The organism is Pseudomonas sp. RL_5y_Pfl2_73 (genome assembly GCF_963970515.1).
Lineage (GTDB): Bacteria > Pseudomonadota > Gammaproteobacteria > Pseudomonadales > Pseudomonadaceae > Aquipseudomonas.
Genome location: NZ_CAXAPD010000033.1, coordinates 42,071 through 61,929 on the forward strand (window position 1 = coordinate 42,071; position 19,859 = coordinate 61,929).

A 19,859-nucleotide genomic window follows, 5' to 3' on the forward strand; every position below is an offset into this window, starting at 1 on the left:
TGTGATCCTGCTATGCCTGCATTTGTAACGCGACTCCCGAGTGTCGTCCGCCTGGCAAGTGCCCCTTCAACTTTTGGAATCAGTGACGTTCGAATACCCGGCCTTTATGACCGAGAGTTTTGTATGCGTTGGTTTCACTCAACGCTTTCGCAACGCCTCCAACCGCGCCGGCAAGTCTTCCTGGGGGAAACGCTTGTGCAGCGCCAGCAGTTTCTCATCCGCGGCCTTGCTCTCACCCGCCTCGCGCAAACGCAGGATTTCCATCAGGCCCTGCTCCAGCGATGGCAGTGCAGCCGGCGCCGATTTGCTCATTTTCGCCGCAGGCTTGTCCGCCAAGGACTGCATCGGGCTTGCCGGGGCTCGGGCCCGTTCGCCCTGGGGCGCCATGCGGGTGATCGGTGCGGGAGCAGGCATGGCCGGCGGCGGTGCGGCGGCAACGGCGGGTTCTTGCCGATCGGCGGAAAACTCCATCGAGGCGGGTGCGGCCAGCTCGTCGTGGGGCACGGGCGAGCGCAGCACCAGGCCAATCATCAGCGCCACGCCGGCGACCGTGGCGAATGCCATTTGCCAGCGCGGCCGTTGGCAGGCTTGTAGCCAGCGCTGCCACAGGCTTGGCGTGGGCGTCGGGGCTTCGCGGCGGGCGGCGGCCAGGACGAAGGCGTCCAGGGAGGCCGGCGGCTCGGCGCTGGCGTGTTGGCGGAAATGCTCAATCAGCATTTCATCGTCAGGGGCCGGGATGTGTTTGGGGTCGATCATGCAGGTACCTCCTCGGCCAGCAGTCGATGTAATTTCTGCTGGGCGTAACGCAAGCGGCTCTTGACCGTTTCCAGTGGGGCGCCGGTCAGGGCGGCAATCTGTGGCAGCTCCAGGTTACCGTGCAGGCGCAGCAGGAAGACTTCCCGCTGATCTTCGGGCAAGACCTGCAATGCAGCGTCGAGACGCGCCTGGTCGCGACTCAGGCTCAACTGTTGCTCAGGGCTGCTGGTGTCGTCGGGTTGGACGTGAAGCTGCTCGTCGTAGCTATCGTGCAACGGGTTGTGGACGCCGTGCTTGCGCCAGTGGTCGATCAAACGGTTGCGGGCAATCTGGAACAGCCAGGTACGAAAACTCGCTCGGCCTTGTGGCTCGGTGGCACTGCGAATCAGGCTGAGCCAGGTCTCCTGGAAGACTTCCTCAGCCAGTTCGGCCTTGTTGCTCAAGGACACGAGGAACCGGTAAAGCCCTTGCCGATGGCGGGCGTACAGGGCCTCGAAAGCAGCCCCGTCGCCGTTGCGGTAGCGGGCCAGCAGCGATTCGTCGCTGGGAGAATCAAGCACAGCGGGCATATGGGTGACGAACTCCTTTCGATGTAGAACACGGTCTTGCCGATTGCAGAGGACTCTGTGGGAGCCGGGCTTGCCCGCTCCCACATTTTGATCCCCGTTGTGGCCAGGATCAGCGCTTGGCCGCAGGTTCAAGGCTTTTGGCCAGCTCCACCAACTGCACAAACTCGGCACGCAGCCCAAACGGATCGTCACCTCGGGCCGAGCGAGCCAATTGCGCAGTGTCCTTCAAGCTCATGTTCCCAGTGTAACGACCATCCCCCTTGAGCTGCTGGGCGAAGGCGGCCACGGCGGCCGAGAAACGCAGGTCATCGCTGGCCTTGTGTTCGTCCTGCGCGCCCGCAATCGGATGTTCAATCAATCGACTGCTACCGCCCTCAGCGGGTTTGTAGCGTACGCGCAGCATCGCCAATTCTCCTGACTTACTCGCCGGCTGGGGTGTGCTGGCATAGCGCAGCGGCTCCAACCAGCCCGGCTCGCCTTTCGGGACAATTTCATACAACGCCGTCACCGTATGCCCGGCGCCGATCTCACCCGCATCGACCTTGTCGTTGTTGAAATCCTCACGCTTGAGCGCCCGGTTCTCATAACCCAGCAGACGATATTCGCTGACTTGGGCGGGATTGAACTCCACCTGCAACTTCACATCCCGCGCCACCACCGCCAAGGTGGAACTGAGCTGGTCGACCAAGACCTTGCGCGCTTCGAGCAGGTTGTCGATGTAGGCATAGTTACCGTCACCGGCGTCAGCCAATTGTTCCATCAGGTGTTCATTGTAGTTATCCACACCGAAACCCAGTGTTGTCAGGGAGACGCCGCTTTTACGCTGGTCCACGGCCATCTGCTTGAGGCTGTCGAAGTCACTGATGCCGACGTTGAAGTCGCCATCGGTGGCCAGCAGAATGCGGTTGATGCCCTTGTCGATAAAGCTTTCCCGCGCCATCTGGTAGGCCAGTTCAATACCCGAGGCGCCCGCCGTGGAACCACCGGCGTTCAACTGATCGATGGCGTTGCGGATCTTCACCTTGTCGCGCCCCGAAGTAGGCTTGAGCACCATCCGGGACTCACCGGCATAGACCACCAGGGACACCCGGTCCTGGTCGCGCAGTTGATCTACCAGCAGTTTCAGCGTGCTCTTGACCAGCGGCAGCCCTTCGCGACGGTCCATGGAACCGGAAACGTCCACCAGGAAGACCAGGTTGGCCGGCGCCAGATCCGCCACGGCGCGATCGCTGGCCTTGATGCCAATGCGCAGCAAGCGAGTGTGGGGGTTCCACGGCGATGGGGCCACCTCGGTGGTCACGCCAAAGGGCGAACCGTCGGTGGGCAGAGCGTAGCTATACGGAAAGTAGTTGACCATTTCCTCCAGTCGCACGGCACCTTCGGGCGGCAGGCTGCCTTGATTGAGCCACCGTCGCACATTGGCGTAGCTGCCGGTGTCGACATCCACGCTGAAGGTCGAGACCGGCGTTTCGGCCACGCTGTGAATCGGGTTGTCCGGCAGCTTTTCGTACTGTTCGCGCGGCTCGGCGCGGTACCCCCCGGCAACTGCATTGTTCGCCACACTTGGGGCGGGCATCGATGCCGGCTTCATGAGCATGCGCCTGACCGTCGACTTTCGTACTTCGGCGATCTCGCCTTGCGGCACAACGCTGGGCGCCACAGGCAGCGGTTCGGACGGCTTGGCGGCCTCCCGGGAAGACAACCCACAACCGGCCAACGCCACCAGCAAAGTCACGGCGAAGCCCTGGGCAGCAGGACGCATAAAGGGATGTGGACGGAACATGGGCTGAACCTCGTGAATGAATGATTCGTACACAGGGTCAGACGCAGGGCGCACGGGGTTCGGGTTAACGACCAGGAAATTTTTTTAATGCGCTGAAAAGACAGCCCTGGCCAGCCAAAAGTGCCCAGGGCGCGACGGCGATTGGAGCAATCGCCAACACCTTGTAGCAGGTATTGCTAGCGGGACGGAATGCCCCGCAAATCATCGGCGATGAATCCGCTCAAATGACCGGTGTAATAGTCCTCGACATCGGAATTGCCTCTGTTCGTCAGAGCTCCTGTCATGCCTTTCAAGACCTCAAGTTGCCCGATCGTCCCACCCGGCATCAGCCCCTGGCGGGCCTGGGCAAAGTGCAGCACTTCGACACCGGCCTTCTTCACCTTGACCTGATAATTGAAATCGACACTGGCCAGATACGTACCGTCGGCAACGATCTTGTTCATGAGACCACCTTGGGTGTCTTGAATCCGGCGCGCATAGACGGCGTTGACGTCCAGCAGATAGTCAGCGGTTTCCTTGCTGGAGGCATAACGATTGCCGTCGAGCAGGCGGACGATCAGGTCGGTGTGGAGCTGGTCACGGACTTTTTCGTCGGGCAGAAAACGTTCGTTTTTACCGACGACTTCAACGTTGAACGTGTCGATCCAATAGGTAGCGGTCTCGGGGATCGCCACCGGCGCAGGGGAGATGTAGTAATCGGGCCTCGAAGCGCAACCTGCCATAAGGCAGAGGGCCAGCAAGAGGGTAAAAACTCGCATGTTTGAATTCGTCCTTGAGAGGTAGCGGCATAATGGCGGCTGCATTTTACGGAGTTTGAATGAGCGCTCAAGTTGTTTGGCCTTACGGCATGCGCTCGGTCCCCCAGCGATATCCAGGAAGCGGAACTCTATAGCCTTGAGGGTGGCATCGCTAAAACCCGGGCTTTCAAGAACGGGTGTTGCCGGGACAAGTCAGTTGCGGCAAACCTCACTGAAGCGAAAACAGTTTGAGAAGCGATACGAACCTCGTAAGATCCCGCCGCCATTGTGCTATCACGTCTTCAAGGACGACCTCAGCATTCTTTCCCGCATACCTGCTGCAATTTGTTGACTCTTCACTTCAGGAGCATCACGTGAAACTACCGTCTCCCATCCTGCTGTCGGGCCTGATCGCCGCAGCGCTGCTAACCATGGCCGGTTGTGCCTCGGAGAGCTCCCGGGCACTGCCGGTGGAAAAAGTCGCCAGCGCCAGTATTGCCTATGCCGGCCAGCGCGTACCGATCGCCGTGGGCAAGTTCGATAACCGCTCCAGTTACATGCGCGGGATCTTTTCCGACGGTGTTGATCGTCTTGGCGGTCAGGCCAAGACTATCTTGATCACCCACCTGCAGCAGACCAACCGCTTCAGCGTGTTGGACCGCGACAACATGAGTGAGATATCCCAGGAAGCCGCGATCAAGGGTACAGCTCAGAAGCTCAAGGGCGCTGACTACGTAGTGACCGGCGATGTGACCGAGTTCGGTCGCAAAGAGACCGGCGACCGCCAGTTGTTCGGCATTCTCGGTCGCGGCAAGACCCAGGTGGCCTACGCCAAGGTCAACCTGAACGTGGTCAACATCAGCACTTCCGAAGTGGTGTATTCCACTCAGGGCGCCGGTGAATATGCCCTGTCCAACCGTGAAGTCATTGGTTTCGGCGGCACCGCCAGCTACGACTCCACCCTCAATGGCAAAGTCCTGGACCTGGCCATGCGCGAAGCGATCAACCGCCTGGTGGATGGCATCAATGCCGGCGCCTGGAACCCGCGCAACTGAATAACCCGTACTCAAGGAGTTGTACACGGATGAATAAGGTAGTGAAGTTGGCGCTGATGCTGACAGTCGCGACGGTCGCCGGGTGCCAGACGGCGCCTCAGGGTTTGTATCAATGGGAAAGCTATCAGCCGCAAGTCTACGAATATTTCAAGGGTGAGCCCAAGGAAGCCCAGGTCGAAGCATTGGAGCGGGACCTGCAAAAGATCAACGCCAGTGGCCGAAAAGCGCCGCCGGGTTACCACGCCCACTTGGGCATGCTGTACCTGAGCATGGGCAAGGATGACCAGATGGTGCAAGAGTTACGCACCGAGAAGGCGCTGTTCCCTGAGTCTGCCGTATACATGGACATGCTGCTCAAGAACGCCAAGACCGGAGACGTCAAATGAGCCTTTTGAAACTGACGGGCGCCCTGCTGGCCCTGGCGTTGCTGGGCGGCTGTGCCGCCCCCAAGACCATTGACTATTCGGCCTTCAAGCAGGCTCGACCCAAGTCGATCCTGGTGTTGCCGCCGATCAATGAATCACCTGAGGTGCAAGCGTCCTACAGCCTCGTGTCTCAAGTCACTTACCCGTTGGCCGAAGCCGGTTACTACGTGTTACCGATTGCACTGGTGGACGAAACCTTCCGCCAGAATGGCCTGACGACGGCAAATGACATCCAAGGCGTGGCTCCGGCCAAACTGCATGAGATTTTCGGCGCCGACGCGGCGCTGTACATCACTATCACGGAGTACGGCACCCGCTACATGCTGATCTCCAGTGAAACGGCGGTCACCGCTTCGGCCAAGCTGGTGGACCTGCGCACAGGCATCACCCTGTGGACCGGCTCGGCTCGCGCCTCCAGTGAAGAGGGCGGAAACAACAGCGGTGGCGGGCTGGTTGGTATGCTGATCACTGCGGCGGTCAAGCAAATCATCAACAGTTCCACTGACGCTGGCCACCCGATTGCCGGTATTACCAGTGCGCGTCTGCTGTCGGCGGGTCAGCGCACTGGGATCCTGTACGGGCCGCGTTCGCCAAAATATGGTTCGGATTGATTTATCTGCGATCAACCGCCTGGCCACCATTGGGTGGCCAGGTACTGTCTTTTCAGTGCTCAGGATTCGCTCGATTCGATTCTGGTGTTCGTGCCGGTGGTAGCGATTTCCCTCGGCGATAGCCCGCGCCGGGTATACCCCTGCCCCGCCTATCTGCAACAGCATGGCACGCCCCTCGTACCAGCTGATCGGCCTCGTCATAACGGTTTGGCGTTCACGCTGCTGGAGCATTACGACCTCTGGCGGTTCGACCAGGATGGCCGACAGCACAGTGTCACGATCAAGGGCAACGTCACCTGCAACAGCCGCGAGGCGATTCGGGAAATGGTGCTGTCGGGGCTAGGCGTTTCGCTGTCGCCGCAGTGGTTGTTCGCGGCCGATGTTCGCCAGGGAACCGTCTGCACCGTGCTTGCCGATTACCAGCCACTGGCGCTGCCCATCAGCGCCGTGCTCAGTCAAGACCGACGCCGCTCGGCACGAACCCGGGCCCTTGTGGATTTTTTGCGCGAGCGTGTTTGAACAGCCGGATCAGGACTCACAGGCCAATGACGCCTGCGCAGCCTTCCCATGCCGCCCCGGAAAATACGCCGCCGCAGCCACGCCCACCGCCCCCATTACCCCGCAATACGCCACGCACACCCACGGGCTCCACGGCACCAGTGCAATCAGCATCAACGGGGTCATGCTGGCCCACAGTGCATAGGCGATGTTGTAGGTGAGCGAGATGCCGGACACGCGGATCTTCGGCGGGAACAGGCTGACCATCACCGAAGGCACCGCGCCGACCACGCCGCAACCCAGCCCGGCCACGGCGTAGGCCAGCCCCAGCCAGGCGCCACCGCTGATCAGGCTGGCGTAGAGCACGGCGATACCCACGGGCAACAACAGGCTATAGAGCATGACCGTGCGCCAGGCGCCGATGCGGTCGACGATGAGGCCGGCCAGGACGCAGCCGATGTTCAGGAACACGATGCCCAGGCTGCTAAGGGCGAAGGTGTGGCTGGGGGTCATGCCGAAGCTTTTCTGCATCACGGTCGGGGTGATGACCACGAACACCACCACGGCAGAGGTCAGCACGCAGGTCAGGATGGCGGCGGGCAGCAAGGCCTGGCGGTGGTCGCGCAGGACCGTGCGCAACGGCAGTTCCGCAGCACCTTCGCGATTGGCTTGCAGGGCCATGAAGATCGGCGTTTCACTCAGCCAACGACGCAGCCAGACGCCGATCACGCCGAAGACGCCCCCCAACAGGAACGGCAGGCGCCAGGCGTAATCGAGAATTTCTTCCGGCGTATAGATCCGTGCCACCGCTGTTGCGGTCAAGGCACCCAGCAAGTAGCCGAAGGTCAGGCCGGCCTGGAGGAAACCCAGGGCATAGCCGCGATGATGCCGCGGCGCATGTTCAGCCACGAACACCCAGGCGCTGGGCACCTCTCCGCCCACAGCCGCACCCTGCAGGATACGCAGCGCCAGCAACAGCAACGGTGCGAAGTAACCGATTTGCGCGTAGGTCGGCATCACGCCGATGAGCAGGCACGGCAAGGCCATCATCAGGATGCTCAGGCTGAACACGCGTTTGCGCCCCAGGCGATCGGCAAAGTGCGCCATGAGAATGCCGCCCAGGGGCCGGGCCAGGTAGCCGGTGGCGAAAATCCCGAAGCTTTGCAGCAAGCGCAGCCAATCGGGCATTTCCGGCGGGAAGAACAACTGGCTGAGGGTCAGGGCGAAGAAGACGAAGATGATGAAATCGTAGATCTCCAGTGCGCCTCCCAAGGCAGCCAGGCCCAGGGTCTTGTAATCGGATCGGCTGAATCGGTCACTGGGTAGAACAGGGGTGGCAGTCATAGGCAGATTTGAACAATACGTTTGAGAGAGAACGACGGCTCAGTCGTCGCGATCATTAATCACCGGTTGAACCGGCAGCAGCCCTGGCTCGGCGTGTTCGGCGTCTTCAGCCTCGTCGACAGGCAGGAAATCTTTGCGACTCTGGGCGATGGCACGGCGCATCTCGTCGCCCTTGGTGGGGCAGTTCAAGAGGCGGGCGATGCCGTCGGGTTTCTGCGTCATCGCCATCCTCCGGCATGAGTGAACAGGGGCTCGATAGTGCTCGCTTTTGGCGCGTGATGCCAATGTTGTGGCGGGACGCCAGCGCCATTGTAGGGGGCTGCTTCACGCCCAGCGGGAGCAAGTTCCCTCGCCACAGGGGTTTTGTGCTGTTCGGGTCAGCGGTGGTAGCGGCGCACTACGCTGCTGTTGCGCAGGACGTGGCCTTTGATTTTCTCCATCAGTTGGGCCCGTGTGAGGTCGGCTGGCAGGGCTTCCGGCGGCAGGTCCAGGGCGAAAAGCTGGATCAGGTAGTGGTGAGCGCTGTCGCCGACAGGCGGGCAAGGGCCGATGTAGCCGTGGGTGTTCTTGCTGTTGATACCGCTCATGCCTTCCAACGAGGACTTGGTACCGGCGCCCGTCGGAACCTGCCGCGTAGTGGCCTTGATGCCGTAGTGGATCCAGTGGTCGACACCTTGGCCTTTTTGGCCGTCCGGGTCCAACATGACGATGGCGTAGCTGAGGGTGCCGGGCGGGCCGGCGTTCCAGCTCAGGGCCGGAGAAATGTTCTTGCCACCACAGGTGTTGGCGTCACTGGCTGCCGCTGCCGTGAAGAGACGGTTGTCCGACACGCCTGGAATGCTGAGGGTAAAACGCTCTTCGGCCTGGGCAGCCCCTTGTGCGCACAGCACCAGGGCGACGGCCGCCAACCAAGGGGAGAAGAGGGAGTTCAATCGGATCATACCGGGGCACCTCGTGCGTGTCTGGCCATGGGCGGCTTGCAAACTATAGCCGCAGCTTTGCCAAGGTTGCAGTGACAATTATGCTGAACCTCGTTCCGGCCCTGCGACTCCAAAGGGAAACGTCCGCCGGAGAATGACCATGTCTCTGCATCAAGTCGCCCGTTTCGCCGATGTTCGTGAAGACCGCGGCCTCGAAGTCAAAATCGACGACACGTCCATCCTGCTGTTGCGCTCCGGCGATCAGGTGCGCGCCTTCCAGGGCAAATGCCCGCATGCCGGCGCACCACTGGCCAAGGGCGCGGTGTGCCACGCAAGGCTGATTTGCCCGTGGCACAAAGCCGCGTTCCGGGCTGAAGACGGTGCCCTGTGCGAACCCGGCCCTCGACAGCCTGGCGCGCTATCACGTCGAGGTCCGGGACGGTGACGTCTGGGTCGACGATCAACCGCTGCCAACCGATAAAGTCCCGCCGGCCGATGACCCGCGCACGTTTGTCATCATCGGTGCCGGGGCTGCCGGCACGGCTTGCGCGGCGGCGTTGCGCGAGAAGGGTTTTGGCGGGCGAATCCTGATGATCGACCGCGAAGCTGAAGCCGGCTACGACCGTACGGTGCTGAGCAAGTATGTGTTGGCCGGCGATATGGCGGTCAACGAGACGGCGCCGCTGCGCGATGAAACTTATTTCACCCAGCAACACATCGAAAGGCTCCACGCCGAGATCACCCATTTGGACCCCAATGCTCGTCGCATCCAACTCGCCGATGGCCGGCGCCTGGACTACGACGCCGCGCTCATTGCCACCGGCGGGGTACCCAAGATGCCAGCACTGCCCGGCATCGATTTGCCGCAAGTCTTCGTGCTGCGTTCGATCGCCCACGCCCGACAGATTCTCGACACGGTCCGGCCAGGGCAACAGGCGGTGATCATCGGCGACAGTTTCATCGCCATGGAGGTCGCCTCGTCCCTGCGCAAGCGCGAGCTGGACGTTACGGTCCTGGCCCGACATCCGGTGCCGTTCGCCGCACAATTGAGCGAGAGCGTCGGCCAGGCCATCCTGGCCCGACACCGGGCCAATGGTGTGGTGTACCGCACCGACAGCGAAGCGGCGCAGATCGAGGGGGCGGGCAAGGTCGAAGCCGTGGTGCTGGATAACGGCCAGCGCGTTGCTGCGGACCTGGTGATCATCGGCGTCGGCGTGCGCCCGGCCACCGAGCCCTTTGCCGGGTTGCCACGGGAACAGGACCAGTCACTGTCCGTTGACGCGGGCATGCGAGTGACTGATGGCTTATGGGCCGTCGGTGATATCGCGACCTTCCCCCTGAACGGCCAGCCCCAGCGCATCGAGCATTGGCGCCTGGCTCAGCAACAGGCCCGCATTGCCGCTGCGAACATGCTCGGCGGCGACGAACACTATCTGGACGTGCCGTTTTTCTGGACCTATCACTTCGGCAAACGCTACGACTACCTTGGCCATGCCGAGCACTGGGACGAAGTGGAATTCAAGGGCACGCCCGAGCATCCGCCGTTTATCGCCCTGCTGGGCAAGGACGGCCTCGTTGCCGCCGCAGTGGCCTGTGATGAAGGCCGGGCCATGGCGGCGTTGGCCCAACGCATGAAACAACCGTTGCCGGTGGACGAGGCTTGGCGGCTGATCCGGGATTTTTCGTCCTAGCCCCAAATCCCCTGTGGGAGCGGGCTTGCTCGCGAAAGCGTCGGCACGGCTTGCGTCAATGCACGGAGTGATCGGCCGGCAGGTGAGTCACCCGGGGGCGCTCCTGTGGCGCCAGGGGCGATGGCTGCATGTCGCAGCTGAGCAAATGGAAGTGCGGCACAACGTGGCTGATGTCGCCGTCCTGGTTGTTGTGAATAGTCTTCGAGCCGGGCTGGCGCAGCGTGTCCAGGCGCTCGTCGGTCAACTTGAAACTGGCGCTCAAGCCCTGGTCATTCACGACGGGGGCCGGCGACCGGCGCTGGGCGAAGCTGCGGCTTTTGCGCTGTTGGTAACGCGCCCAGGTAATCAACAGCATCGCGTTGACCAACGCGATCCAACCATAAATCTGCAAGGTCCCCAGGGTATCGAACAGAGCCCCTCCCGGGCGCGGACCGGCCTGACTCGCAAACAGCGGCCACAGCCCATTGACCAGCAAGTACAACAGCCCCACCCACGCCAGTACGGTGAAAAACGCGTCGATGAGCACTAGAAAAGGCCGTTGCCGGGTCCTGATAATTTTCATCGGATCACTTCCTCTTCTTCATCATCGAACGGTTTGATGCCGCGATCCGGGCTGACCCAGCGTGCACGCTGCTGATGCTGTCCAAACAACACTTTTGGAAAACTCACCAGCGTGGTGAACAAGCTGATCAACCAGAACACCAACGGGTACCAGATCACCCAGAACATGATGTGCCACAGGCCTTTTTCGTAACGCCGATCGATCAGGATGCTCACCGCGAATTGCAGCATGCACACCACCGCCAGCAACAGCCCGGTGAAGGCCGGCGGCATCAGGTTATCCACGGCAATGGCAGCGGGCATTTCGACAAATTTGCCGGCGCCCCAGAAAATCACCGACAGCAGGAACGTGAACGCCCAACCGGTGGACAGGCAATATTCGAACAACAGCGGCCACAGGTAGCGGTGGCGGTATTGCCAGATGCCACGGATGTTTTTGAACAACACCTCGGCGCCACCCTGGGCCCAGCGCAGCCGTTGCCGCCACAGGCCGCGCAGGGTTTCTGGCATGAGGATCCAGCACAGGGCGCGTGGCTCGTAGAAGATGCTCCAGTGATCCAGTTGTAGCTTCCAACTGATGTCGATGTCTTCGGTGATCATGTCCGGGCTCCAATAGCCAACCCGGTGCAGGGCCGTGCGCCGGAATGCGACGATCACGCCGGACACGGTGAAAATCCGCCCGAAAACCCGCTGGGTGCGCTTGATCAAGCCAATGATCGAGGAGAACTCGCCAACCTGGACCCGGCCCACCAGGGTCGAACGGGTGCGGATGCGCGGGTTACCGGTCACCGCACCGAGGCGGGCGTTGTCCAGCATCGGCGCCACCAGGTAGGCACAGGTGTTCGGCGCCAGCAGCGCGTCACCGTCGATGCACACCAGGTATTCGCTGCGCGCCGCGATGGCGCCCATGCGCAGGGCCACGGCCTTGCCCTGGTTTTCTGCCAGGTGCAGGACGCGCAGGCGCGGGTCTTGCGCTGCCAGCTGATCGAGCATCTGGGCGGTGTTGTCCTTGGAGCCGTCGTTGATGGCAATGACTTCGATGTTCGGGTAATGCTGGCCCAGCGCCGCGTGAATGGTGTCGGCGACGTTATCGCCTTCGTTGAAGCACGGGATCAGGATGCTGATCAATGGCTCGCCGGCCAGGGGCGGTGGCAAGGTGTCGTCCTTCCACGGCCAGTGGCGCTCCCAGTGCAGCCAAAAGTACAAGCCGCCGGCGATCCACAGCCCGGACATGAACAGCGGGTAAAAGAACACGAAGTCCATCAGGAATTGCCCGGTGACCAGGAAGATCAGGCCCAGGGGCACCCCAAGGACGATCGCCAGCACCAGCAGAGCGAGCAGTCTGTCGAGCATGTCAAGGATTCCACTTGTTGGAGAGCGCCGGCCGCACGACCTTCACAGCAGGCTGGTCTTCGATGAAGTTGTCCGGGTAGTAGCCGAAACTGGTCACGCCTTTGCGCTTGAGGCGCCCCATCCAGTCGGCCAATTGTTCACCGTCGATGTCGCTGACCGGCTTGCTGTGCCAGTCCCGGGCCTGCAATTCGAACACCGTGCGCTTGAGCGCGCCGGGGCGAGCCTTGACCGTGTCCACCAGGCGATCGAGCCAGGGGCCGGATTGCTGGAGGGTCTGGTTTTCCATCAGCGGCATGGCCATTGGCGCCGTCCAATCATAGGCGCCGAGAAAGTCGTCGAGGTTCTGGGCGAACCAGGCTTCGCTGTCAGGATTGAGCATCGGTTCGGCAAAGATATTGCGCGCGGTGCGAACCTGCGGGCCACGAATCGCCCGGACCTTGGCGGTCAGCTCATGGGTGAAGTCGATGAGATAGCGGCTCTTGAAGCGGGTCCAGCGTTGCATCGCCGCAGGATCGGCCCGCAGGGTGGCGATGGACGTCGGCAGGCCGTTGGCGGCATAGACTTTCAGGGCCGCAGGGCTGGCATCCTCGAAGTCGGAGAACACCGCGTCGTCATGGTACAAAACGCCTTCCAACGAGCTCATCCGCGCCAGGTCTTCGTAGATCTCGCCGATGACCTTGCGCACGTTCGGGTCGAACGGCGACAAGCGCACGTACTGGTCCGGGGCAACACCCGTCTTACCGGTTTCCGGATCCCAACGCTGTACCCGCGAAAGCTTCGCGTCCAGGGCGAAACTGAGCACCGGCATCCAGGCATAGACCTTGGTGTTGGCCCGGGTGCGCAACTGCCATGCCACCCGATCGAACAGGTCGGCGCGTACCGGCAGGTGACGGTTGGGGAAGTACAACGAATGCACGAGGCCGTCGCCTTTCGGATCGGCGAAGGCTTGCAGGAACACTGTATTGGCGCCCAGGTCGGCAATGCGCTGGACCAACTGGCCGACATTGGCTTCCTGCTGCACCGGGTCCGGATCGTAGACATAATCCAGATCGGCATGCACCACGCGCATCGGGCCAACCGTCTGCACGGACACGACGCTTTCGGCGAAGTGGGCGCCATCCGGATCGGACGCCACCAGGAAGCGAGGACCACTCATCAGGTTGCCCAGGCTGTCGAGACCGTCCTCCAGGGTCAGGGCCATTTGATAGCCCTCGCTGCCAATCACCTGCAACGCGGTACCGTCGGCTTCACCGTAAGGCCAAACCCAGACGCGCGGGCTGTAGCCGGTGACCTTGCGAACTTTCTCGGAAATGGCCACCACGTCCTTGCGTAGGCGGGTCTGGAAGTCGGCTTCGGTCTCATAGCTACGGGTGACGGGGTCATAGCGGCGGGTGGTCGCGGCGGGTTGCTGGTTGCCTTGCGGGTTGGCGAGGATGCCTTTGTGGTTGGCATCGGTGTGGGCGGCGATTTCCACCAGGCCCGATTTGGAAACCTCGCGAATCTGCTCCCAGGTCAGGAACTCGGAACGCTTGCGCGGTACCCCGGCGAAATCCACCGTTTGATTCAGCGGCGTGTCCACCCAACTGCCGACCGGGGCGAGGATCGCCGGCCAATTATAGGCGCGCAGAATGGGCATGACGCGGGTATAGAAGCTTGAGTAGCCGTCGTCGAAACTCAGCAGCACCGCACGCGGCGGCAGTTCCGGGCCGCCATTGCGGGCCGTGATGATCTGATCCACGGTGACCGGCTGGTAGTTGTTTTCCCGCAGCCACGCCAGCTGTTCGATCAGGCGTTCGGTACGCACGGCCACTAGCGCTTGGTCCGGGTCCCGGTCGTCGACATCGTGGTAGGCGATGCCGAGCACATGGTTCTTGGGCCACGGGGCGTCATTGGCCGCCAGCGGGCGCTGCGAGGGCGGCGTGAACGCCGGGGCTTGCTGGGCACAAGCGCTGATCAGCAAAGCCCCCAGCAGAAGGATGAATCGCGAAATGACAGGCATTTTCAAACTCTTCTAGAAGCGATAGGTGAGGTCGACAAGCAGGCGCAGATCGCTTTCACGATCGCCGTCGTAGGGGCGGTTGAGCCAACTCAGCGCGGCGCCTGTCTCCAGCACGTCGTTCCAGATGAAACGCTGGCCGTAGCTGAGCAATCCCACGGCCGCGGTGTTGTGGTCGCGCTGGCTGTAGGTGCCAGCACCGATCTGGAACTGCTGGCTCCACGCGGTCTCGTAGCGGCGGTACAACACGTGGTTGGCGCTCACGGTCGGCATGACGCTGAAGTCCGATTTCGGGTTGAAATAAGGCACTTCGTTGGAGCCGCTGTTACGGCTGGCACCCACTTCCAGACCCAGCTCCACTTGCACACGCGGTGTGCTGTAGATGCCTTCACGACCGGTCAGCTGGGCTTCGAGGCGGTTGTTGCCATCGCTGAAATGGGACGGGCTGACAGCCAGTCGCCACTCGCGACTTTCATTGGCGCGCCAGCGTACGAAGCCGCTACCGCCGTTAGCGCGAATGCCGCTGTTGAGCGCCCGCAACGGGGTATTGGCCGAGAGATAATCCAGGCTAGCGCCGTACTGCCAGTGGTCGTCGATGTCCCGGGCCACGGCCAGGCGCGCGCCCTGCTTGTCACCTGAGCCATAGGAATGATTGGATATCTCGGCTTCCAACGTCATGTCCCGGGTGCGACGCTCCACACCCAGACGCTGCCAGCGGTGGTGGCCGGTGCCTTCCTCGAAATCACCGGTGGCGTAGCCGGCACCGCCGAATAGCCGCCAGTCTTCATCAATAGGCGGGCTGTAGAGCAGCGTCTCGACTCCAAAGTCCCGACTGCCAGTGACGGCACCGGCGCCACCGTTACCACCGCCATAGCTCTTGCCGGTGTAGGCCTCGATGCGCAGTTCAGCCATGTCGTGCACGTCGCGTTGGCGTTGCAAGCGTTTGGCATGGGCGTTTTCCGGATAGCGGGCGACCACGTCGTCGGTCAGTGCATCCATCTGCCGCCATTCCTGCAAATCCATGGCTGCGCGGGCCTGGGCGATTTCCAGGTCACGGCTGCGCGGGATCGTGGTCTCGACTTCCTTGAGCAGATTTTCCGCACGGCGCGGCCAGTCACGGACCTGGAACAGATCGGCTTGGGCCAGGCGCATGCCGGTGTTGCCGGGGCCTTGGTTGACCAGCGTTTCCAGGCGCGCCTCGGCAGAAGACAGGTCGGCGCCGTACGTGCCGGCCTGGGCGGCGAGTTGCTGGGCGTCCATCCACTCATCGTTGGGGTTGCCGATCGGCAGACCCTTGAGCTCGATACGCGGACGCTGGGCTTTCGCCATGTCTTCGGCCAGTGCGCGGGCCTCTTCGGATTTTTCACTTTCCAGCAACGCGTAGTAGAGCGCGGTGCCGTCCTCAAAGCGCTCCGCAGGATCAGCATCCGGCGCCGCCAGTACTTGGCGGTACAGATCGACGGCGATTTCCGGCTCACGCTGTTCCAGGTAGGAAGACGCCACCCAACGCAGGGCATACGTGGGAATGCTCACGCCTTCGGCGATCAGCTTCTGGTATTCGGCAATCACTTCAGCCCGACGGGCGCGGGCATTGAGAGCCCCCATGCGATCGATGCGCCAACGGAGTACGTCGTCATGGGCCTCTGCCACCGGGGTCCAGGTAGCGAGCAACTTGTCGTAGTCGGCCAAGGCGCGGTCGGCAATGACGAAGCGCTCCTGTTCACTGCGACTAGCCATGTCTGCCAGGCGCACCCGTTCGGCGGCTACGTCCCCCTCCAGGCGACGCAGCACGCCACGGTCGATCAGGCCCGGCTGCAGACGCGCCAGGCGCAGCGCCGGCTCGGGCAGTCGCGCGCGTTGCAGGGCATAGATGTATTCGCGGGCAATCTCTGGGCTGTTGCCGGCGCGGGTGAAGGCCTGGTCATATTCGAACAGCGCTTCGTGGGGGTTGTTGGCGCGGGTCAGGGCATAACCCAGGGCCAGTCGACGCATCGGATCTGTCGGTTTGGCGGCGACCATGGCTTTGGCGCGGGCGACAGCTTCGTCGGGCTGGCCGCCATCGGCCTGGGTCAAGGCCAGGCCGAGTTGCAGGTCGGGGTTCTGAGGATCGATCACCAAAGCCTGGCGGTACAGCTCGGCCGCCGAATCCCATCGCTTGAGGTTTCGATAGGCGCGAGCCGTAGCGGTCAGCGCCCGGACAGGCAGCGCTCGATTGCGGCCCTGGGTCTCATAGACCGTCACCACCTCGGCGTCGAGGCCAGCCCAACTGGCGATCTGCAGGTGGTCGCTGATCTGCGCAGTGCTGGCCTGGCCAGCCGGCACTTGGCGCAACGCGGTCAGCGCAGGCGTGTAATGGCCTGCACGGGCGTCGAACACCATCTGGTCATAGGCGGTATCGGCAAACGCCAGCAGCGGCCAGCACAATTGGCTGCACAGCGCGACGCGAAACAACGGTCGTAAACCACGTTGAATAAAAGGACCCACAGTACGCGGCATTCGTCAGCATCCTTACATGGCCAGCCGGGTCGCAGTGCCCCCTTGCCCATCAAACAGGAAGCCGGATCAAAGGAATCCAGCCAAGCTCTAATGGGCCTAGTCTTGCACTCTCAGGCGGGTCATCTTCAGGAACGCCACAATTATTCAGAATCGCTACAGATTTCGGCGCAGCAGAGCTGTCCGATGGGCGTAAAAAAACCCGGCCATGCGTCATGCACGGGCCGGGTTCTGGGATGTGACTTGAACGCCTTACTGGATGGCGACGCCACCGCCCAGTTTGCTCATCACAAATGCCGAGAATTGCTCAACGGTCATCTTCTGGCCGTTGAAGTCGACCAGGTTGTTGGCGTAGTGCAATTTGGTGACGACATCGTTGCCGTCGAGGGTCGCCAGTTGAGTACCGACGGCCATGGCGCTGAACATATCGCTGGTGGCGGTGGCCTGATCGGCGATCAGCTTGGCATCGGTCTGGCCTTCCATCTGTGCCTGCACGGTCATCAGGTCCACCAGCATCGGCTTGGAAACCTTGAGGTTGAAATCCAGCAGGGCGAGCAACTGACGGCCCAACTCTTCCGGTGGCAGGTCCATGGACTGCGGCTTGGCCAGATCAACGATCAGGCTGGCACGGCTTTCACCGTTGGCGGTGTTGAAGGACAGATTTTCCAAAGCCACTTGCGGGGCGCCGGCCAGGAGTTTCTCCAGATCGGCCTTGACCTGCGCCTCTTCGGCTTCGGTCAGGCTCAGCTCTGGCGCCGGCTCACCGGCTGCAACGGCCTCGGCGGCAGCTTTTTCGTAAGGTTGCAGCTTGGTCTGGTAAATCTGCATCAGCGACATGGTGGCCGGGATGTCCAGGTTCTTCAGACTGACAGCCATCTGCGCCGAACCAATGGTCTTGTCGTTGAACGACAATTCACCGATCTTGTAATCGGCACGCCCCGAAGCGCTGGTACCACTCTCGGTGCTGCTGTTCTTCATCTCGAAATTCTTCAGGCCCAGCACCGATTTCGGCTCACCAAAGGTGGCCTTGGTGCTGCTCAGCAGCAGGGTGTTGTCACCCATGTAGTAACCGTAGGAGCTTTTGCTCAAGTTACTCGCCAATGTCAGGCCATTGAGCTCAACCTGCACGGGAGTCTGGTCTTCGGCGACGGTGGTCAGCTTGAAGCTGTCCATATAGCCGTCGGCCTTGACCTTCTGTGCCTGGGCGCTGGCGGACAGGTCGATTTTAAGACCGGAGAAGGTGAGCTGGGATTGCTCATCCAGCTTGGTATCCACGGGCAGCAGCTCGTAGGTGCCATTGATGGATTGGTCGTATCCCAGGTTGACCACACCTTTGAGCGGCGATTGGTCCTTGGTGGCGGCGAACCACTTGTCAGTCAGCGGATTGCGCTCAAGGGCGGTGTGACTGGTGGCCATGACCGGCAGCCATTTGAGCGTTATCAAACGCGAAAATGGCAGTGGGCCGTGTTCGATCTGATCGACGAAGAGCAGCTCAACCGGCTCGCCACCGAATATCTCGCCCTCGCCCTTGAGGCGGTAGTGTGCGGTGCTGCTGAACGTTCCACGATCCATGGACACCAGCTCCAGGGTGGCAGTGCTATTAGACCCGGCCAAGGCTGTTTGCATCTGTTTGTTGCTATCGGCAACAGCATTCGTCAACACACCTTCGAGTTTGGTCCCGGTGTACCAGGCGCCGCCCGCGCTGACAGCACCGACAGCCACAACGATTCCTAGAAGTATGCTTGCTGATTTATTCATGAGTGACCCGATCGATATCCATGGTTGAAAAAAGTCGTCGTCTTCCCTGACCCGCAAAGGGTGTGGCTCGACGCCGTAAAAGAGGTGGGGAGATTACCATCAGGCACCCGTGCGGGCCCAATGTTTAAAGGGGGAAAAACGTTTTCTTGCGAGGAGGTCTACGAATATTGGACTTCGATCTCGTCAAGTTGATGGTCGAAAGTCTTGAGGCGGGCCGTCCAGGTGTACACCAGCACTTCGAAATCGCGATTGATCACCGCCGCACCCGATGAGTCCGCGCGCGAATCGCAGAAGTCCAGCTGATAGCGCTCACGGGCCATGGCGTTAGCTACGTCACACAACTCTCGGGCGTTGTTGAGCCAATGCCAGCCGTCCTGGGTAACTTGCTTGTCCAAGGCTGCGCATTGGGTTTTCAGGGCTTCCAGGCTCTTTTCCAGCGGGGTACCGGTGAGCTCCCCCATGACTTCCTGAAACGTGCGGCCAGGCTGCCAATAGCTGCCCCAGAAATAACGGTCAAACACCGTTTCGACACGTCGCAGCGCAACCTTGGTGTCCCAAATCAGCACCAGCGTCTTACCTTGTTCAAGGTGTTTTTTCTTGATGCGCTGACCCTGGAGCGATGCCCAGGCCACGATTGCAATGGATATCACGCCGATCAACGCCGCCGCGCTATCGAGGAACAACAGCGCTTTGTCGATCTGGTGAGTGAGCATGACGCCATAAAAATAAGTGGCCGAAAGCAGCAACAAAGCCGCAATGGCGCACCAGAAGCCGGGAGCATAAGGGCTTTTCATTATTGGAATCCCCATGACCAGTGACGTCGCGGGCCCTTGGTCGCCAAAGGCCGACTATCACAGCATAGCAACGGTATCGGGGGTTTGCCGGGGCATCAGGGGCTTGATCCGATTACCGGCCAAAAACGACAAAACCCCTGGCTGCTGATGCAGACAGGGGTTCTGGGAATTCAATCTTGACGATGACCTACTCTCACATGGGGAAACCCCACACTACCATCGGCGATGCATCGTTTCACTGCTGAGTTCGGGATGGGATCAGGTGGTTCCAATGCTCTATGGTCGTCAAGAAATTCTGTGACCGACCCGTTCAACAGCAACGTTTCGGTAAAATCGATGACTTCTACTAAAAACAAAACCCCTACCTGCGTCAGCAGATAGGGGTTTCGGAATTTAATCTTGACGATGACCTACTCTCACATGGGGAAACCCCACACTACCATCGGCGATGCATCGTTTCACTGCTGAGTTCGGGATGGGATCAGGTGGTTCCAATGCTCTATGGTCGTCAAGAA

16 protein-coding genes, 2 rRNA genes and 2 pseudogenes are annotated in these 19,859 nt (G+C 61.3%); 5 read left to right on the forward strand and 15 right to left on the reverse strand.

What is annotated here, in order from left to right:
* Positions 1 to 138: 138 nt before the first annotated feature.
* From AACY42_RS24565 to AACY42_RS24580, 4 genes are all read right to left on the reverse strand, one after another.
* Positions 139 to 756 (reverse strand): hypothetical protein, encoded by a 618-nt coding sequence (locus AACY42_RS24565; protein ID WP_339482897.1) that lies wholly within the window; start codon positions 754 to 756, stop codon positions 139 to 141.
* Complete coding sequence (locus AACY42_RS24570) at positions 753 to 1,325, reverse strand: RNA polymerase sigma factor (protein ID WP_339482898.1); 573 nt, start codon at positions 1,323 to 1,325, stop codon at positions 753 to 755. The genes AACY42_RS24565 and AACY42_RS24570 overlap by 4 nt, the downstream gene beginning before the upstream one ends.
* 109 nt (positions 1,326 to 1,434) lie before the next feature.
* On the reverse strand, positions 1,435 to 3,108 hold the full coding sequence (locus AACY42_RS24575) for a vWA domain-containing protein (RefSeq protein WP_339482899.1): 1,674 nt from the start codon (positions 3,106 to 3,108) through the stop codon (positions 1,435 to 1,437).
* 176 nt (positions 3,109 to 3,284) lie between these two features.
* Positions 3,285 to 3,866, reverse strand: coding sequence for a hypothetical protein (locus AACY42_RS24580; protein WP_339482900.1), 582 nt, complete (start codon positions 3,864 to 3,866; stop codon positions 3,285 to 3,287).
* A gap of 410 nt (positions 3,867 to 4,276) precedes the next feature.
* Here AACY42_RS24580 and AACY42_RS24585 point away from each other — a divergent pair, with 410 nt between their 5' ends.
* The 4 genes and pseudogenes from AACY42_RS24585 to AACY42_RS24600 form a co-directional block, all read left to right on the forward strand.
* Complete coding sequence (locus AACY42_RS24585) at positions 4,277 to 4,900, forward strand: CsgG/HfaB family protein (protein ID WP_162493981.1); 624 nt, start codon at positions 4,277 to 4,279, stop codon at positions 4,898 to 4,900.
* A 29-nt stretch (positions 4,901 to 4,929) separates the two neighbouring features.
* Complete coding sequence (locus tag AACY42_RS24590) at positions 4,930 to 5,286, forward strand: DUF4810 domain-containing protein (protein ID WP_339482902.1); 357 nt, start codon at positions 4,930 to 4,932, stop codon at positions 5,284 to 5,286.
* Positions 5,283 to 5,936: a DUF799 domain-containing protein gene (locus AACY42_RS24595; protein WP_116643461.1), complete on the forward strand. Its 654-nt coding sequence runs from the start codon at positions 5,283 to 5,285 to the stop codon at positions 5,934 to 5,936. The genes AACY42_RS24590 and AACY42_RS24595 overlap by 4 nt, the downstream gene beginning before the upstream one ends.
* A 96-nt stretch (positions 5,937 to 6,032) precedes the next feature.
* Positions 6,033 to 6,455, forward strand: a pseudogene (locus AACY42_RS24600) (substrate binding domain-containing protein); the annotation flags it as partial.
* 9 nt (positions 6,456 to 6,464) lie between these two features.
* Here AACY42_RS24600 and AACY42_RS24605 read toward each other — a convergent pair.
* From AACY42_RS24605 to AACY42_RS24615, 3 genes are all read right to left on the reverse strand, one after another.
* Entirely contained in the window at positions 6,465 to 7,778 is a 1,314-nt protein-coding gene (locus tag AACY42_RS24605; RefSeq protein WP_339482904.1) for an MFS transporter, read from the reverse strand.
* Positions 7,779 to 7,817: 39 nt separating this feature from the next.
* Positions 7,818 to 8,000 (reverse strand): hypothetical protein, encoded by a 183-nt coding sequence (locus AACY42_RS24610; RefSeq protein ID WP_339482905.1) that lies wholly within the window; start codon positions 7,998 to 8,000, stop codon positions 7,818 to 7,820.
* A 155-nt stretch (positions 8,001 to 8,155) separates the two neighbouring features.
* Positions 8,156 to 8,719, reverse strand: coding sequence for a YbhB/YbcL family Raf kinase inhibitor-like protein (locus AACY42_RS24615; RefSeq protein ID WP_339482907.1), 564 nt, complete (start codon positions 8,717 to 8,719; stop codon positions 8,156 to 8,158).
* A gap of 139 nt (positions 8,720 to 8,858) precedes the next feature.
* Here AACY42_RS24615 and AACY42_RS24620 point away from each other — a divergent pair.
* Positions 8,859 to 10,389 (forward strand): annotated as a pseudogene (locus AACY42_RS24620) (FAD-dependent oxidoreductase).
* Between the two features lie 55 nt (positions 10,390 to 10,444).
* On the opposite strand, the gene pgaD reads toward AACY42_RS24620, so the two are convergent.
* From pgaD to rrf (AACY42_RS24660), 8 genes are all read right to left on the reverse strand, one after another.
* Positions 10,445 to 10,951 carry a poly-beta-1,6-N-acetyl-D-glucosamine biosynthesis protein PgaD gene (pgaD, locus tag AACY42_RS24625; protein WP_339482908.1) on the reverse strand — a complete coding sequence of 169 codons (507 nt, stop codon included), beginning with the start codon at positions 10,949 to 10,951 and terminating at the stop codon, positions 10,445 to 10,447.
* Entirely contained in the window at positions 10,948 to 12,303 is a 1,356-nt protein-coding gene (gene pgaC / locus AACY42_RS24630; protein ID WP_339482910.1) for a poly-beta-1,6-N-acetyl-D-glucosamine synthase, read from the reverse strand. Before pgaC ends, pgaD begins: the two co-directional genes overlap by 4 nt.
* Before the next feature lies 1 nt (position 12,304).
* Positions 12,305 to 14,302 (reverse strand): poly-beta-1,6-N-acetyl-D-glucosamine N-deacetylase PgaB, encoded by a 1,998-nt coding sequence (pgaB, locus tag AACY42_RS24635; protein WP_339482911.1) that lies wholly within the window; start codon positions 14,300 to 14,302, stop codon positions 12,305 to 12,307.
* 12 nt (positions 14,303 to 14,314) lie between these two features.
* Positions 14,315 to 16,795: a poly-beta-1,6 N-acetyl-D-glucosamine export porin PgaA gene (gene pgaA, locus AACY42_RS24640; protein ID WP_339482913.1), complete on the reverse strand. Its 2,481-nt coding sequence runs from the start codon at positions 16,793 to 16,795 to the stop codon at positions 14,315 to 14,317.
* A gap of 249 nt (positions 16,796 to 17,044) precedes the next feature.
* Positions 17,045 to 18,550 (reverse strand): YdgA family protein, encoded by a 1,506-nt coding sequence (locus tag AACY42_RS24645; protein WP_339482915.1) that lies wholly within the window; start codon positions 18,548 to 18,550, stop codon positions 17,045 to 17,047.
* A 158-nt stretch (positions 18,551 to 18,708) separates the two neighbouring features.
* The gene (locus tag AACY42_RS24650) at positions 18,709 to 19,344 is read right to left on the reverse strand and encodes an NADH:ubiquinone oxidoreductase subunit N (protein WP_339482917.1); all 636 of its coding nucleotides are present in this window, start codon (positions 19,342 to 19,344) and stop codon (positions 18,709 to 18,711) included.
* A gap of 174 nt (positions 19,345 to 19,518) precedes the next feature.
* Positions 19,519 to 19,634, reverse strand: a 5S ribosomal RNA gene (gene rrf / locus AACY42_RS24655).
* Positions 19,635 to 19,741: 107 nt separating this feature from the next.
* Positions 19,742 to 19,857: ribosomal RNA gene (gene rrf / locus AACY42_RS24660) — 5S ribosomal RNA — on the reverse strand.
* Between the last annotated feature and the right edge of the window lie 2 nt (positions 19,858 to 19,859).

What these genes read in the sequence shown, in the direction of transcription:
- AACY42_RS24565 (WP_339482897.1), bottom strand. Translation starts at nt 756, where the DNA reads ATGATCGACCCCAAACACATCCCGGCCCCTGACGATGAAATGCTGATT.
- AACY42_RS24570 (WP_339482898.1), bottom strand. Translation starts at nt 1,325, where the DNA reads ATGCCCGCTGTGCTTGATTCTCCCAGCGACGAATCGCTGCTGGCCCGC.
- AACY42_RS24575 (WP_339482899.1), bottom strand. Translation starts at nt 3,108, where the DNA reads ATGTTCCGTCCACATCCCTTTATGCGTCCTGCTGCCCAGGGCTTCGCC.
- AACY42_RS24580 (WP_339482900.1), bottom strand. Translation starts at nt 3,866, where the DNA reads ATGCGAGTTTTTACCCTCTTGCTGGCCCTCTGCCTTATGGCAGGTTGC.
- AACY42_RS24585 (WP_162493981.1), top strand. Translation starts at nt 4,277, where the DNA reads ATGGCCGGTTGTGCCTCGGAGAGCTCCCGGGCACTGCCGGTGGAAAAA.
- AACY42_RS24590 (WP_339482902.1), top strand. Translation starts at nt 4,930, where the DNA reads ATGAATAAGGTAGTGAAGTTGGCGCTGATGCTGACAGTCGCGACGGTC.
- AACY42_RS24595 (WP_116643461.1), top strand. Translation starts at nt 5,283, where the DNA reads ATGAGCCTTTTGAAACTGACGGGCGCCCTGCTGGCCCTGGCGTTGCTG.
- AACY42_RS24605 (WP_339482904.1), bottom strand. Translation starts at nt 7,778, where the DNA reads ATGACTGCCACCCCTGTTCTACCCAGTGACCGATTCAGCCGATCCGAT.
- AACY42_RS24610 (WP_339482905.1), bottom strand. Translation starts at nt 8,000, where the DNA reads ATGACGCAGAAACCCGACGGCATCGCCCGCCTCTTGAACTGCCCCACC.
- AACY42_RS24615 (WP_339482907.1), bottom strand. Translation starts at nt 8,719, where the DNA reads ATGATCCGATTGAACTCCCTCTTCTCCCCTTGGTTGGCGGCCGTCGCC.
- pgaD (WP_339482908.1), bottom strand. Translation starts at nt 10,951, where the DNA reads ATGAAAATTATCAGGACCCGGCAACGGCCTTTTCTAGTGCTCATCGAC.
- pgaC (WP_339482910.1), bottom strand. Translation starts at nt 12,303, where the DNA reads ATGCTCGACAGACTGCTCGCTCTGCTGGTGCTGGCGATCGTCCTTGGG.
- pgaB (WP_339482911.1), bottom strand. Translation starts at nt 14,302, where the DNA reads ATGCCTGTCATTTCGCGATTCATCCTTCTGCTGGGGGCTTTGCTGATC.
- pgaA (WP_339482913.1), bottom strand. Translation starts at nt 16,795, where the DNA reads ATGCCGCGTACTGTGGGTCCTTTTATTCAACGTGGTTTACGACCGTTG.
- AACY42_RS24645 (WP_339482915.1), bottom strand. Translation starts at nt 18,550, where the DNA reads ATGAATAAATCAGCAAGCATACTTCTAGGAATCGTTGTGGCTGTCGGT.
- AACY42_RS24650 (WP_339482917.1), bottom strand. Translation starts at nt 19,344, where the DNA reads ATGAAAAGCCCTTATGCTCCCGGCTTCTGGTGCGCCATTGCGGCTTTG.